The organism is Burkholderia sp. IO2 (genome assembly GCF_029522185.1).
GTDB classification, from domain to species: Bacteria; Pseudomonadota; Gammaproteobacteria; order Burkholderiales; family Burkholderiaceae; genus Burkholderia; species Burkholderia cenocepacia.
Genome location: NZ_JAKWFH010000014.1, coordinates 121,272 through 135,932 on the forward strand (window position 1 = coordinate 121,272; position 14,661 = coordinate 135,932).

At 63.9% G+C, this 14,661-nt stretch carries 11 protein-coding genes and 1 pseudogene; 7 read left to right on the forward strand and 5 right to left on the reverse strand.

Annotated elements, in window-relative coordinates; all coding sequences use genetic code 11:
* The first annotated feature begins 51 nt into the window (after window positions 1–51).
* Window positions 52–1,236, forward strand: a complete 1,185-nt coding sequence (locus MMB92_RS11835) for an MFS transporter (protein WP_196217760.1) — start codon at window positions 52–54, stop codon at window positions 1,234–1,236.
* Between the two features lie 60 nt (window positions 1,237–1,296).
* A complete protein-coding gene (locus MMB92_RS11840; protein WP_062885762.1) occupies window positions 1,297–1,887 on the forward strand; it encodes an NAD(P)H-dependent oxidoreductase in 591 nt (196 codons plus the stop codon).
* A gap of 33 nt (window positions 1,888–1,920) precedes the next feature.
* On the opposite strand, the pseudogene MMB92_RS11845 reads toward MMB92_RS11840, so the two are convergent.
* A pseudogene (locus tag MMB92_RS11845) lies at window positions 1,921–2,679 on the reverse strand (ISL3 family transposase); the annotation flags it as partial.
* A 287-nt stretch (window positions 2,680–2,966) separates the two neighbouring features.
* On the reverse strand, window positions 2,967–3,875 hold the full coding sequence (locus tag MMB92_RS11850; protein ID WP_062885763.1) for a LysR family transcriptional regulator: 909 nt from the start codon (window positions 3,873–3,875) through the stop codon (window positions 2,967–2,969).
* Window positions 3,876–3,976: 101 nt separating this feature from the next.
* Here MMB92_RS11850 and mdlC point away from each other — a divergent pair, with 101 nt between their 5' ends.
* From mdlC to MMB92_RS11875, 5 genes are all read left to right on the forward strand, one after another.
* Window positions 3,977–5,602: a benzoylformate decarboxylase gene (gene mdlC / locus MMB92_RS11855; RefSeq protein WP_062885764.1), complete on the forward strand. Its 1,626-nt coding sequence runs from the start codon at window positions 3,977–3,979 to the stop codon at window positions 5,600–5,602.
* Window positions 5,603–5,639: 37 nt separating this feature from the next.
* Window positions 5,640–7,091, forward strand: a complete 1,452-nt coding sequence (locus MMB92_RS11860; RefSeq protein WP_062885765.1) for an aldehyde dehydrogenase — start codon at window positions 5,640–5,642, stop codon at window positions 7,089–7,091.
* Window positions 7,092–7,101: 10 nt separating this feature from the next.
* Window positions 7,102–8,049 carry a 2-dehydropantoate 2-reductase gene (locus tag MMB92_RS11865; protein ID WP_062885766.1) on the forward strand — a complete coding sequence of 316 codons (948 nt, stop codon included), beginning with the start codon at window positions 7,102–7,104 and terminating at the stop codon, window positions 8,047–8,049.
* Between the two features lie 139 nt (window positions 8,050–8,188).
* Window positions 8,189–9,589 carry an MFS transporter gene (locus MMB92_RS11870; protein ID WP_277562703.1) on the forward strand — a complete coding sequence of 467 codons (1,401 nt, stop codon included), beginning with the start codon at window positions 8,189–8,191 and terminating at the stop codon, window positions 9,587–9,589.
* A gap of 140 nt (window positions 9,590–9,729) precedes the next feature.
* Window positions 9,730–10,734 carry a helix-turn-helix domain-containing protein gene (locus MMB92_RS11875; protein WP_080465588.1) on the forward strand — a complete coding sequence of 335 codons (1,005 nt, stop codon included), beginning with the start codon at window positions 9,730–9,732 and terminating at the stop codon, window positions 10,732–10,734.
* On the opposite strand, the gene MMB92_RS11880 is transcribed toward MMB92_RS11875, so the two are convergent.
* Genes MMB92_RS11880 through MMB92_RS11890 form a run of 3 tightly spaced genes read right to left on the reverse strand, consistent with a single transcriptional unit; the run spans window position 10,716 to window position 14,136 of the window.
* A complete protein-coding gene (locus MMB92_RS11880) occupies window positions 10,716–11,762 on the reverse strand; it encodes a carbon-nitrogen hydrolase family protein (protein WP_062885769.1) in 1,047 nt (348 codons plus the stop codon). The two genes, MMB92_RS11875 and MMB92_RS11880, sit on opposite strands and share 19 nt — an antisense overlap.
* 35 nt (window positions 11,763–11,797) lie before the next feature.
* On the reverse strand, window positions 11,798–12,856 hold the full coding sequence (locus tag MMB92_RS11885; RefSeq protein WP_080465589.1) for a porin: 1,059 nt from the start codon (window positions 12,854–12,856) through the stop codon (window positions 11,798–11,800).
* A gap of 20 nt (window positions 12,857–12,876) precedes the next feature.
* A complete protein-coding gene (locus tag MMB92_RS11890) occupies window positions 12,877–14,136 on the reverse strand; it encodes an MFS transporter (protein WP_062885771.1) in 1,260 nt (419 codons plus the stop codon).
* Between the last annotated feature and the right edge of the window lie 525 nt (window positions 14,137–14,661).

A 14,661-nucleotide genomic window follows, 5' to 3' on the forward strand; every position in this document is an offset into this window, starting at 1 on the left:
TCAAAGAATCCGTAAAGTCGGAGGCTCCCCTATCAAAGAATCGCTTTCTTCGTGACCTTTTCAACCATCCGCCGGGCGCCTTCGGACCTCGCCCTGATTGCCGGCATCCTGCTTCTCGCGGTGAATCTCCGGGCTCCATTCACCGGGCTGGCTCCCGTGCTTGCCTTTATTCAGCGAGACTTCAACCTGAGCACGGCGGCAGTCGGCGCACTCTCGTCGCTGCCATTGCTCGCGTTCGCTGCCTTTTCGCCGATCAGTTCGGCGATAGCCCGTAAGGTGGGACTCGAGCGGACCATCGTCGGAGCATTGGCGCTCGTTGCGCTGGGTATTGCGCTGCGCTCCTCCGGCGCGATGTGGCTCCTGTATTTCGGCACAGCGGTGATCGGTGTCGGCATTGCTTTCGGTAACGTGCTGCTGCCCAGCCTGATCAAGCGCGACTTCGCGGGCAGCGTTGCCTCGCTCACAGGCGCTTACGCGTTGACAATGGGAGCCAGCGGCGCGCTCGGATCAGCACTGGTCACCCCTCTGGCGCAGGCCTATGGATGGCAAGCCGCTCTTGCCGCATTCATTCTGCTGCCCGGCATCGCGTTAGCCGTGTGGGCGCCTCGGCGTCATGCGCATCAGAACGAGGCCGTGGCCCGAAGCGCTCGGCCAGCGCAACCAACGAACGTCTGGCGGTCCCGCCTGGCATGGCAGGTGACCCTGTTCATGGGCTTCAACGCCATGATCTTCTACATAGCCGTCAGCTGGCTCCCCACCATCCTGATCGACCAGGGCCTGCCGCCTGCCCAAGCCGGCTCCATGCACGGCGTTCTGCAGCTCGCGACAGCCATCCCCGGACTGATTCTCGCGCCCGTCATTCGACGCATGCCGGATCAGCGACCGGCGGCTGTGTCGGTCAGCTTGATATCCGCCACGTCGCTGCTCGGGCTGATCTACTTGCCGGGCCTGGCTGTGGTTTGGGCTGCGCTGCTGGGCTTCGGAAGTGGGGCAAGCATGATTCTCGGCCTGACCTTCGTCGGCCTGCGCACCCGCTCCGCCGACGGGGCGGGGGCTCTTTCCGGCATGGCGCAATGCATCGGATATCTGATGGCGGCGGCTGGCCCGATGGTCGTGGGTGCAATCCACGACTGGCAACGAGGCTGGTCGGTTGCGCTACTCATGGCAGCAGGTGTCGCGCTCCTCGGGGCATGGGCCGGGCTGCTCGCGGGCAGGAAAGTCCATGTCGAGGCCTGACTTTCCGCAAACAAGCTCGTAACGACGAGCGACATCCCGCACAAATCTCAAAGGAACATCATGAGCAAAATACTGATCATCAACGGCGCCAAGCGCTTCCCGCCCTCCAAGGGCTCGCTCAACCACAAGTTCGCGCAGGTCGCCGCCGAGCATCTCGCTGGACTCGGTCACTCCGTGAGCACGATCGTTGTGGATGACGGATACGACGTCGAACAGGAAATCCAGAAGATAGCCGGCAGTGACGTGATCATCTACCAGATGCCTGCGTGGTGGATGGGGGCGCCCTGGACCATCAAGAAATATCTGGACGAGGTGTTTACCACGGGTTACGGCGTGCTGTACGAAAGCGATGGTAGGACCCGCAGCGACCCTGCAAAGAAATACGGCTCGGGCGGGTTGCTGCATGGCAAAAAGTACATGCTCTCCCTCACGTGGAACGCTCCTCTCGAAGCGTTCAACGATCCCGACCAGTTCTTTGAAGGTGTCGGTGTGGAAGCTGTCTATCTACCGTTCCACAAGGCAAACCAGTTTTTGGGACTGGAGCCCATTCCGTCATTCATCGCCAACGACGTAGAAAAGAACCCTCAGATCGAAGCCGATCTGGATCGGTTCGCTTCGCACCTGGACGAACATTTCCGACTCGGTGTTTGAACGGAAGGCCTCGGAGCCCGTTTAAAAAATGGTTCATCGTGGAATTCCGGGGAATGCGGCGCGGATCTTGAGGAAGAAGTACTCCTCGTCGCGGTACCCATAAGCCCTGCGCTTGATGACCTTGATGGTGTTGTTGATGCCTTCAACGACGCTGGTGTTGAGCGGATGACGACAGCGAGTCACGATTCCGTGCCAGTACCCCTGCAAGCGCTGGGCGAACTTTTGTAGGGCGACAATCCCGCTTTGCTGAGCCTGCTCGAACCATTGCCCCCAGGCCTTTTCCGCCCAAGCTGGCTTTCGGTGGAACCAGAGCCGTTTGAGTTCGTCGCGCAGCACGTAGACGCACAACAGCGACTGATTGGCGGCCAGTAACTTCTTCAGGTGCACGGCCTGATCCGGCTTCAGATTGTGGCGGTTGCGTAATAACAGCCAGCGGCTGGACTTCAGAACCTTTCGCGCCGGCTTGTCATGTCGGAGTTGATTGGCCTGATCCACCCGTACCCGGTCGATCACTTCGCGCCCGTACTTGGCCACGACGTGGTACAGGTCGAAGACGATTTGCGCCTGTGGGCACTGCGCCTTGATCTCCAGCTCGTAGGCCGTGGTCATGTCGATCGCAACCGCTTCGATACGCTCGGCCACGCCTTCAGGAAGTTGTTCGAAGAAGGCTCGCGCCGTTTCGCGTGAACGTCCTGGCCCGACCCAGAGCGCCTGCCGGCCGATCGGATCAACCACCACCGTGGCGTAGCGATGGCCCTTATGAAGCGCGAACTCGTCCATTGCCAGATATCGAGCACACGTTCTAGCCGCGTCTTGCGGTCTCGACCCGGTTCTGGACGATCGTAACGTCGAAGTAATCGACGCGAGCGCTTGGACCCGCCAGCGTCTCATAGACACTCACGAGCCGTTTAGCGATAAAAGATCGCCGGCGGAACCATGCCGACGAACCGGGTCACAAGACCTTTCGATGTAATCGAACAGGTCCGGGGCCGCGTCGCCCGGCTCGGATAGATGCGCCGCTTGATTCGCTCCTGTTTCAGGAGCACGGAAGAACAGCAGCAAGCCACTGCGGGGCGCGGTCAGCGTTGCTCTGCCGTCAGTTGCCTCAACTGTTCGAGCAGTTTGAGGGTGGGGCTCGGCAATAAGCCGTGCCGACGCCGAAATGCGGTCAATGTACGCCGCCCGACTACCCCCGGCAATTCCAGCGTATCCAATACACCAGCCTTGCTCTCCGTCACGTACATGGGTTCAGCCATCCAGCTCAGAAAACCGGACCGGGCGACGAGACTCTTCAACACGGTAATCGATCGGGTTTCGACCACGACGTTCGGCGATCCGAGCCCGTGTTCGGCGAACACCTGCCGCATATGCTCGAATGGCGCAGTGCCGCGCGGCGGAATCGCCCACTGCTGGTCCAGCGTATCAGCCAGCGTGATCCCCGGCTTTGCGCGCAGCGGGTGATCGAGCGCCGCCACCACGTAGCTGTTGTCCTCCCAGCGACAGTCCTCGACAGCGACGATCTCCTCAGTGTCGGGCATCGCCATGCTGAGTGCGAGATCGATTTCGCGCTGCACCAGCGCCTCGGCAAGACGATCCCAGACGCCTTCGATGACGTGGACGCGCAAATTGGGCCACTTCTGCAACACGCCGCTCACGGCGAGCGGCAGCACGAGGCTCGCGATGCTCCCTACCGCACCGCAGCGAATCGTCCCGCGCGCGAGCCCGCGCATTGCGTCGATCTCTTCGCGCGCCTGCTCCGCCTCGCGTTGCAACAGAACGGCATGCGGCAACAGCGCCTCTCCCACCGCCGTCAGGTGCATGCCGCGTGTATGCCGCTCGAATAAAGGAGCACCCACCTCGTCCTCGAGCCGGCGGATCGCCCGGCTCAAGGCCGGCTGGGTGACGTGCAAGGTCTCGGCCGCGCGCCCGAGACTACCGGCCGTGGCGATCGTGACGAAAACGTGAAGCTGCTGGAGATTGAAAGTCATGCCTGAAGGTAATGTCTTTTTGCGAAATCAGCAATTTCGGATTCTGCCGGATGTTTCGATAATACGTTCACCAGAATCGTACTGAACGACAGGAGACTTCCATGGAGCACAGCCTCCCGCCGCAAGGCCGTCAAGCCGCCAATGCACCGGGCATGACGGTACGCGATGCGGTGATCGACTTCGCGCGCCGCGTCGGCATGACGTCCGTGTTTGCCAACCCGGGCTCGACGGAACTGCCAATGTTCCGCGACTTCCCCGTCGATTTCCGCTATGTGCTCGGGCTGCAGGAAGCTGTCGTGGTCGGCATGGCGGACGGCTACGCCCAGGCCAGCGGGCGGGCCGCCCTCGTGAACCTGCATTCGGCAGCCGGCGTCGGCAACGCGATGGGCAACATCTTCACCGCCTTCCGCAACCGGACGCCGCTGGTGATCACCGCGGGACAACAGGCGCGCTCGATCCTGCCGTTCGATCCGTTTCTTTCGGCCACGAGTGCCACGGAACTCCCCAAACCCTATGTGAAGTGGAGCATCGAGCCGGCGCGAGCCGAAGACGTGCCGCTCGCCATCGCGCGCGCCTGGGCGATCGCGATGCAGGAGCCGCGCGGGCCCGTATTCGTGTCCATTCCGGTCGACGATTGGGACCAGCCGGCCGAACGGCTGCCTGAGCGCGTCGTCTCGCACGTGACACGCCCCGCCGCGGACGCGCTCGCGCACATTGGAGACAGGCTCGATCAATGCGAGCACCCCGCCTTCGTCGTGGGTGGCGCCGTGGATCGCGCCGGCGCCGTCGACGACCTCGTTCGGCTGGCGGAACGTCATTGTGCACGCGTATACGTCGCACCCATGACCGGGCGCTGCAGTTTTCCGGAGTCGCATCGGCTGTTCGCCGGTTTCCTGCCCGCGATGCGCGAGCGCATCGTCGAACTGCTCGATGGCCACGACGTGATATTCGCCGTCGGTGCACCGGCCTTCAGCTACCACGTCGAAGGGCACGGCCCGCATGTTCCCGCCGGCGCGAAGCTGTGCCAGTTGATCGACGATCCGGGTACGGCGGCATGGACGCCGGAGGGTCTGGCCGTCGTCGGGAACGTGCGGCTCGGCATCCAGGATCTGCTCGAGCGCGCCGCGCCGCGCGGGCGGCAGTTGCCTGCGCCCAGGCAGTTGCCGCCGCGTGCGCTGCCGCCCGGTCCGGGCGAGCGCATGTCGGTCGCCTTCGCACTGCAAACGCTGAGCGAAGTCCGTCGCGCCGAGGACATCGTCGTCGAGGAAGCGCCGAGCGCGCGCCCCGTGATGCAGGCGTACCTGCCCATCCAGCGGGCGGGCGGATTCCTGACCATGGACAGCGGCGGCCTGGGCTTCGGCATGCCGGCGGCGGTCGGCGTGGCGCTGGCCCGTCACGGCGAGCGCGTGATCGCGGTGATCGGCGACGGTTCGAGCATGTACTCGATCCAGGCGATCTGGTCGGCGGTACATCTGCGACTGCCCATCACGTTCGTGATTCTGAACAACACGCGCTATGCGGCGTTGCAGGACTTCGCGCCGGTGTTCGGCTTCGGTCCGGAAGACCCCGTGCAGGGCACCGACCTGCCCGGTCTCGATTTCGTGAAGATCGCCGCCGGCATGGGATGCCCGGGCGTGCGCCTGACCGACGCCGACGGCCTGCGCGACGGGCTGCAAAGCGCGCTCTCGGCGAACGGTCCGTCACTCGTCGAAATCGAGGTCGCGTAAGCTGCCCTCACCCCTCGAACAACCCAGGAGACAAACGATGAAGACAGTGTCGATGCTCATCGACGGTGCGCAAGTCATGGCACGCAACGGCGCGATGTTCGAGCGCCGTAATCCGCTCGACGGCGAGGTGGCGTCGCGCGCGCCCGCCGCCAGCGTCGAGGATGCCGAGGCGGCGGTGGACGCCGCGGCCCGCGCCTTCCCGATCTGGTCGGAATTCGGCCCGCTCAAGCGGCGCGAGCTGCTGACCGCCGCGGCCCATGCGCTCGAAGCGAAGTCCGAGGCCTTTGCCGCGGCGATGGCAGCCGAGACCGGCGCATCCGGCTTGTGGGCTGACTTCAACGTCCATCTTGCGGCACAGGGCCTGCTCGAAGCCGCCGCGATGACGACGCAGATCGGCGGCGAACTGATCCCGTCGGACGTGCCCGGCAGCCTCGCGATGGGCATGCGCCAACCGGCGGGCGTCGTCCTTGGGATCGCGCCATGGAATGCGCCCGTGATTCTGGGTGTGCGCGCCATCGCACTGCCGCTCGCATGCGGCAACACCGTCGTGTTGAAGGGCTCGGAGATTTGCCCGGCCACCCACGGCCTCATCGTCGAGGCGATGCAGGAGGCCGGATTGCCGCCCGGCACCGTAAATTTCGTCACGAACGCCCCGGCGGATGCAGCCCGCATCGTCGACGCGCTGGTCGCCCATCCGAAGGTGCGTCGGGTCAATTTCACGGGTTCGACGCGCGTGGGGCGCCTGATCGCGGAACAATGTGCCCGTCATCTGAAACCGGCCGTGCTCGAACTCGGCGGCAAGGCGCCGTTCATCGTCCTCGACGACGCGGACGTCGACGCAGCGGTCGACGCGGCCATCTTCGGCGCCTTCGCCAATTCGGGGCAAATCTGCATGTCGACCGAGCGCATCATCGTCGACGAACGGATCGCGGATGCCTTCGTCGAGCGGCTCGCCGCGCGTGCGCGCGCGCTACCGCTCGGCGATCCGCGCAACGGCCCGGTGGTGCTCGGTTCGGTGGTCGACATGAGTACGGTCGAGCGCTGCAATGCATTGATCGACGATGCGCTCGCGCACGGCGCGACGCTCGCGAGCGGCGGCAAGGCCGACACGACGCTCATGCCCGCCACGCTGCTCGATCACGTCACGCCGGCGATGTGCATCTACCATGACGAATCATTCGGCCCGGTGAAGCCGATCGTCCGCGTGCGCGGCGAGGAAGCGGCGATCGCTTGCGCAAACGACAACCCCTATGGTCTCGCGGCAGCCGTGTTCAGTCGCGACAGCGCCCGCGCGATGAACGTCGCCCGGCGCGTCGAATCGGGTATCTGCCATATCAATGGGCCGACGGTACACGACGAGGCGCAAATGCCGTTCGGCGGCGTGAAGGACAGCGGCTTCGGGCACTTCGGCGGCCGCGCGGGGATCGCGGAATTCACCGACTTGCGGTGGATCACCCTGCAGACCACGCCCCGTCACTATCCGTTCTGAGGAGCACGCCATGCAGATCGCCATTCTGGGTGCCGGTGCGATGGGTTCGTTCTTCGGTGGCCGCCTCGCGCTGGCGGGCCATTCGGTCAGCCTGCTCGACATCGACGACGCTCATCTCGCCTCGATTCGCCACCACGGCCTGCGGCTGTCGACCGATTCCGGCGAGCAGGTCGTACGCAATCTCGTCGCACTGAGGCCGGAGGAGGCCAGCGAGCCCGTCGACCTCGTCATCGTCTTCACGAAGACGATGCATACGACCGCCGCACTCGCTGCCGCAAGCGCCGTACTCGGCCCCGACACCGTCATCCTGTCCTTGCAGAACGGCTTGGGCAACGCCGAACGGCTCGCCCGATCCGCGGCGCCCGACCGGGTCATGGTCGGCGTAACCACGTGGCCCGCCGACAAGTCGGAGCCCGGCGCCGTCAGCTCGCATGGCCAGGGCACGATCCGGCTGATGAACGCGAACGGCACGTATACGAATGCGCTCGAACAGACCGTGCAGGCGTTGAACGACGCCGGCCTCTCGTGCCATGTCGATCCGGACGTCTGGGCCGCGATCTGGGAGAAGGTCGCGTTCAACGCCGCCCTCAACAGTCTGTGTGCGGTGACGCAATGCATGGTCGGCGAGCTGACGAATACCCCCGACGGTGAAGTACTGGCGCTGAAGATCGTTGCGGAGGTGATAGTCGTCGCACGTGCGCTCGGTATTTCGGCAAATGAAGCGCACGTGGCGTCGAATGTGCGCGATGCGCTCGCCCACCATCGCACGCATCGGCCATCGATGCTGCAGGACGTGCTGGCCGGCCGGCGCACCGAGATCGAAGCGATCAACGGCGCGGTAGTCGAGGCGGCTCGCAAGGCCGGGGTGGCGGTGCCGTATACGGACAGCCTGGCCTGCCTCGTCAGGCTCGTCGACGCGCGTACGCGTCAGCCCGACGGCGCGTCGGCCCAACATTGACGCGCATGGCGGTCGCCGCCATGCGCATCGCCGAACCTTCGTCCATCCATTCACGCAGCCGGCCGCGGTGCGGATCGTCACGCAACCTGCCGCGGCCATTTCAAAACACAAGGGCGCGCTGCGCGCACCAGGAGACAAAATGAACCCGTCCTTTCCCGCGTCGTCCGAGGCGCGAGCCCCATCAGGCGAGCTCGGCCTGCACGGCGGCGGATCGCTCGATATCGGGCACACGCTCGATCACGGCCCGTACGCGCTCATACAGCGTATCGCCGTCGTCCTTGCAGCGCTTTCCATTATCGTGGACGGCTTCGACAGCCAGCTCATCGGCTTCGCGATCCCGGTCCTGATCAAGGAATGGGGCGTGACGCGCGGCGCCTTCGCGCCGGTCGTCGCCGCCGGCCTGATCGGCATGGGCATCGGCAGCGCAATGGCGGGCCTGTTCGCCGATCGGTTCGGACGTCGCTGGGCCGTGATCGCGAGCGTGCTGGTTTTCGGCACCGCGACCTGCGCGATCGGGTTCGCACCGAACATCGCCGTCATTGCCGCGTTGCGCTTCGTCGCGGGTCTGGGCATCGGCGGTGCGCTGCCGACGTCGACGACGATCACGGCCGAATTCACGCCGGCCCGGTATCGGACGCTTGCCGTTACCGCAACCATCGTTTGCGTACCGCTCGGTGGAATGCTCGCCGGATTGTTCGCCGCGCAGGTGCTGCCGGCATACGGATGGCGCGGCCTGTTCTTCGCAGGCGGCATCCTGCCGCTCATCCTGGGCATCGTGTTGCTCGCCATGTTACCCGAATCGCCCCGCTATCTCGCGCGGCGCCGGCACCGCTGGCCCGACCTCGCGCGTCTGCTCGCCCGCATGGGGTATCGACTCGGCGCCGACACCCAGTTCACCGATGCACGCGAGCAGAAAACCGAAAGGCAGACGGGATTCGTGTCCCTGTTCCGCGAGGGCCGCGCGCGCGATACGGTTTCGATCTGGAGCGCATTCTTTGCATGTCTGCTCGCCGTCTATGCGGCGTTCAGCTGGCTGCCCGCCATGCTCACAAGCGAGGGATTGTCGGTCGCGATCGCCGGCTACGGCTTGACCGCCTACAATCTCGGCGGCGTGCTCGGCGCACTCGCGTGTGCGATTGCGATCGCTCGCTACGGTTCGCGTGGCCCGCTGCTTCTGTGCTGCATCGGAGGCGCCGTCAGTGCATGGCTGATCCTCGGCGTGGACTTGAAGCATCAGACCGCACTACTGATCATTGGACTCGGGCTACACGGCCTGTTCGTCAACGCAGTCCAGTCGACGATGTATGCGCTCTGCGCGTACGTCTATTCAACCGGCGTGCGGGCAACCGGCACGGCGTCCGCGCTTGCTTTCGGCCGGCTCGGCGCAATCCTCAGCGCATTTGCCGGTGCGGCCGTCATTACCGCGACCGGAGGAACCGGCTACTTGCTGATGCTTGGTTCGGCGATGGTGGTCGTGTTCGTAGCCCTCGCCGTCGTCCGTCAGCATATTCCCGCATCCGCACGGTCAAGCCGACGGTAGGCATACGAAATTCCGGCGATCGTCGCATCGGCGACGATCGCCCGTTCCGCGCGAACCGGACGCATTGAAAAGAACACGGGATGCAGGAAGTCGCCGATTGACGCAGGAATTTTGCGAAACCATATTTGTCGAGAAGACTCATGTGGCCCAGCCGCCTGCCGTGGGAAGATCGAAGAATGGGATCGCCGGACAACCTGAATGCGAATTGTCGTACCAGCGAATCGCTCGCCCAATGGGAGCAGATGGCGGCGCAATGCTGCGTTCCGCTTGCCATATCGCACGAGCGGGATGCGCACTTCTCGGGAAGCATACAAAGCGCGACGATCGCCGACGTCTGCGTCTCGCGGATTTCTGCCGGAAGGCATGTCGCCGTGCATGATGTCCAGTCGGTCTCCAACACGGACGGAGACTATATTCTTGCCAGTCTTCAGTTGCAGGGGGCAGGCAAGCTGATTCAGGACGGACGCTGCGCGTCGGTCGACCATCACGACCTCGTTTTATTCGATTCGCGCAGACCGTTTCGCTGGGAGCTCGCCGAGCCGTTCGACCAAATCTGCATCCGGTTCCCGATGTCGCTGATCACGTACCGGATCCCGCTTCGGGACACCTTCGTCGGGCATACGATTTCCGGCACCGAGGGTCTGGGCATGCTCGTGGCGCAGCACCTCATCACGCTGTGCGCCGAACGCGAGCAGCTCGCCCGCTCCCCGATCGCGCCGCAAATTTCTACGTCAGCCGCGGATCTGGTCGGCGGACTGCTGGCGGAATGGCTGCAAGTCCGCCCGGGCCCCCGCACCAATCTTCATGCAATGCACCTGCAACAGTTGCGTCAGTTCATCTCGAACAATCTTAGGAATTCAGATCTGAATGCCGAGATGGCCGCAGCGGCGCTGGGCATGTCGGCGCGCTATCTTCACCGCCTCGTTCAGCACGACGACACCACCATCGGCCGCATGATTCTCGTCGCACGCCTGGAGCAGTGCGCGCAGTGGCTCTCGCTCAAATGCCACGCACATCGCTCGATCGAGCAGATCGCCGGAACTTGGGGATTTGCAAGCGCGGCGCATTTCAGCCGGGCGTTTCGTGCCCATTACATGAAAACGCCGCGCGAATTCCGGCTAGTCCATCAGTCGACGCCTTCCTGACCATCTTCGGGTTCGCTCGAGGCCGCGTCGCGCGCCAGCGATTGCGACCTTCGCAATGCATCGCTTTCGCCGGCATGCTCCACGCACCGCCGCGGCCGCTTGTCGAACCAGAGTTTCAGGACGTCGGGACGCGCGTAGTGCCCGACCGGATCCGCCGCGGCCTTCGCGAGCGAGATGCGCCCGAGATCGATGTCGACGTACAGCAACCCTTCCGTCGTCTCCGGCAGTTTCTCCACGAGCGCTTGCCCGTCCGGCCCGTAGGCCGTGGCATGCCCGCCGCCGGCGCGGATCATCGCACGCTTGTCTTCCGTATCGCACAGCATGTCGACCATGTGCTCGCTGATCACCGCGCACGGCGCGAGCACGAAGCACGACCCCTCGACGGCATATACCCGGCTGACCGCGTTGTTCACCTCATGGCCGAGAGCGGGTGCGAATTCATACATGGAGAAGCTCGGCCAGGCCGCGACGTGCACCTGTTCGTGCTGCGCATACATCGCGTACTTGGTCAGCGGTTGAATGTGCTCCCAGCAACACAGGGCACCGAGCCGGCCGATGGTGAGATCGTGCACTGCCAGATCGCTGCCGTCGCCGTCGCCGAACACGGTGCGCTCGACATGAGTCGGCCGCAGCTTGCGACGCGTGGCGACAGTCGCGCCGTCCGGGCCGATGATCCACTGCGCGATATAGAGGCTGCCGCCGCAGCGCTCCGACAGGCCCAATACCACGGTCATCCCGTTGCGCGCCGCCGCGTCCCGCAGGGCAGCGGCGTTCGGACTATCGTACGTCATCGAGTTGTCGAAATAGCGCTGGACGAAACCGGCCCCGAGCGCCCATGCGGGCGGCCCGAGCCACGCATGGAACGGATATCCGGGCAGCCAGGTTTCCGGAAATGCGATCAGTGACGCTCCGTTGTGCCCGGCTTCGTCGATCAGTGCGATCGTTTTTTCGATTCCCCTGTCGAGATTCAGGAATTCGGGTGCGGCCTGCACGATGGCCGCGATGTACTTCGGATGTTCCAGTGTCATTTGAGTACCCGTGATTGAACTGATCACCGCTTCGACTAGAACCGGTGTTGAATGCCGACCGACGCTGCCAGCGTATTGCCGTCCGGGATTCGGGTGAGGTCGCCGTTGGCGGCGACGCCCGTTCCGATGCCACCGTGATTGTTGACGAGCGCGACTTGTGCATAAAGCGACGTCCTCACCGACAACGAGTACATCGCCCCCGCCGAATACATCACCGAATGACTGCCGCTCGCCGATCTGTCCTTCGAGTAATACACCCCGCAGTCCAGGAGAAGCGGGGTAGACGGATTCCACGAGAGCCCGCCGGCGTAAGTCATGTAGTTCGGACTGCCGGGCGCCTCGTTGTTGCGCAGACGAATGGCGAGCGCGTAACCCGTCACCGATTCGAACGAATATGACGCACCTAGCGTGGCGCCGTCGATGGCGGTCCGGCCCGTCGCCGTGTCTTTCGCCTGGTAGTACGCCGCGTCGGCGGAGAGCGGTCCGGCCGCATAAGTCAGCGACCCGGAGAGCCGGCGACCCTTGACGCCGCTGCCTGCGATTCCGCCCGGTGCGTACTGGACGCTGCCGGTGAAACCGCCGACTGTCGGCGACGTATAGACGAGCGAGTTCGAATCGAAAATCCCGTTGATGCCGACCTTGCCCAGATATTCCGTGAACGCGCTCGCGAAATTGGACATGGCGCGCGGGTCGCGGCCGCCGATCGCCAGAAAGAAGGGCGAAAACTGCAGGCCGGCCTTGATGTCGCCGAAATCGCCCGTTGCCTGGACGTACGCGTGGCGGCCGAAAATACCGCCGTTGGAATTGCCGAATTGCCCTGTCGTCGTCGAGAATCCGTTCTCGAGCGCGAACCCGATCTTGGTCCCTCCGCCGACATCCTCCTGCCCTCTCAGCCCCCAGATCGACGGCGCCCACCCGCCATCGAGTGCGCCCTTCAAGGCGCCGGCGTTGCCGGAGGACTTGGTCTGGTAGACGAGGCCGGTATCGACGATGCCGTACAGCGTGACACTCGATTGCCCAAGTGCGTGTGTCGATACGCCGCCAAGGGTTGCCATCGCCAGCAACGCGGCTGACGGTCGATGAAGCAGTTTCATTTGACGATCTCCGATGGAGTTTAGTTTTTCTGTGCGCTCATGCTTTCATGCGTGATGGCATGGCCTCCTTTTCCCGGTGCCGTTTCCCGCAACAGAAAGGCAAGCAGAAAGCCGGCACCGAGCGCGGCGGAGGCAAACAGGATCGTCAATTGAAGGCCCATGTGCTGAGCAATGAAGCCGGCAATGGCCGGGGCGACACCGCCGCCGAAGATCTCGCCGGCGCCGACAACGGCGCCCACCGCGGACGAGGTCAGGGACGAAGGTACGGCCTCGGCCGCAACCGGCCCCGCCATCAGCGAGATCGCGCCACAGCAGAAGAAGGCGATTGCAAACAGGAGTACGAACAACACCGCCGGAATCGTCGGTGCATAAGCGAACGCGAGCAGGGATGCACAGCCGGCGAGAAAGGTGATCTTCGCGGCATTTCTGCGCCCGATGGAATCGGAAATGCCGCACACGAAGATCTGGCCGGCAAATCCGCCGAATCCGAGACCCGACATCACGAAACCCATCTGTGCCGTCGACATGTGACGGAAGTCGGTCAGATACACGGGGGTGATGGCCGCGAGAACGAACAGTCCGGCCATTGCGCAGAAAATGGCGCCCATGCCGACGCGCACGTTGCCGTATCGAAGCACCGAACCCCAGCTCTCCCGATGCGGCGCGCGATCGGGCGACGCCGTCGAGGCGATGTGAACCGGCTCACGGATCGTTCGGTACATCAGGAATGCGAGCAGCAAGCCCGGTGCAGCGACGATGGCGAACACGATACGCCACGACGGCACGACCGACAGCAGTTGCGTGGCGATGATCGGCCCGAGGCCGAGTCCGAACAGTGCGAAGCATCCCTGAATGATGCCCAGGTTCAGGCCGCGTCGCACGGCAGGCGACGCGTCGTCCCCTGCCGCGAAGCTGGCGGGACAGTACGCGCCTTCCGTGATGCCCATCAGTACACGCGTGAACATGAGCACGCCGACACCTCCGACGAGGCCGGTCGACCCGGACAGCAGCGAAAACAGGATGATCGCGGGGATCAGGATCTTGCGTCTGCCGACCGTATCGGACAGCCGTCCCATCAGGATTGCGGACACGCCCCACGCAAGGCCCAGCACGGCCGTGACGTTCCCGAGATCCTGATAGGTGAGACCAAGGTCCCGCATCATTTGCGGAAACAGCGGTGTAATGAGCCAGCGGTCGAGACCGACCAGCCCGAAGCCAAGCGCGAGCAGCGCAATCGCCCGCCGTTCATATGTCGAATTTGATCTGATGTTTGTATTCATGGTACACCCCCCTTGCGTCTCCCGCAGTCAGTCATCAGCACGTACGTCAACCCGTTGACCCGTTCCGGCACGTGTCGCGTGTCGGTGTGCGGCGTCAGGGCAATCGTCCGGCGCGGAAATTTTCAGAAGTTGACTGGGAGCGAACTGCTTCTTGACGTGTAGCGCCTGTGCCCAGCGCCATTGACAACGAGATTGGCAGACGGGGAAATGTAAGCGCTCGCAATTGGCGCGAGAAGTGTTTACAAGCGCGCCAGCAAGTTCAATCGCCCTGCTGGTGTGAAGTTCGTAGATTCTGCTAATAGTGCCCGTTCGTGCGCCCATCGTGTCCGGCTATTCCGCTAATGCGCTGCGGCAAGGGGGAAGCTGCGAAATTGAGCAGCGGCCGTAGACCAAAGCAAGGGCCTGTCAGGAATTTTGTGTTTAAGGCATAACATGCTCCCAAGGAGAATTTATGCCTCGCAAACCGAAAGCCCAGCCGGCGGCTCTGCCGGCGATTCCGGCCGAGTTGCTTGAGCAGTTCGGCAA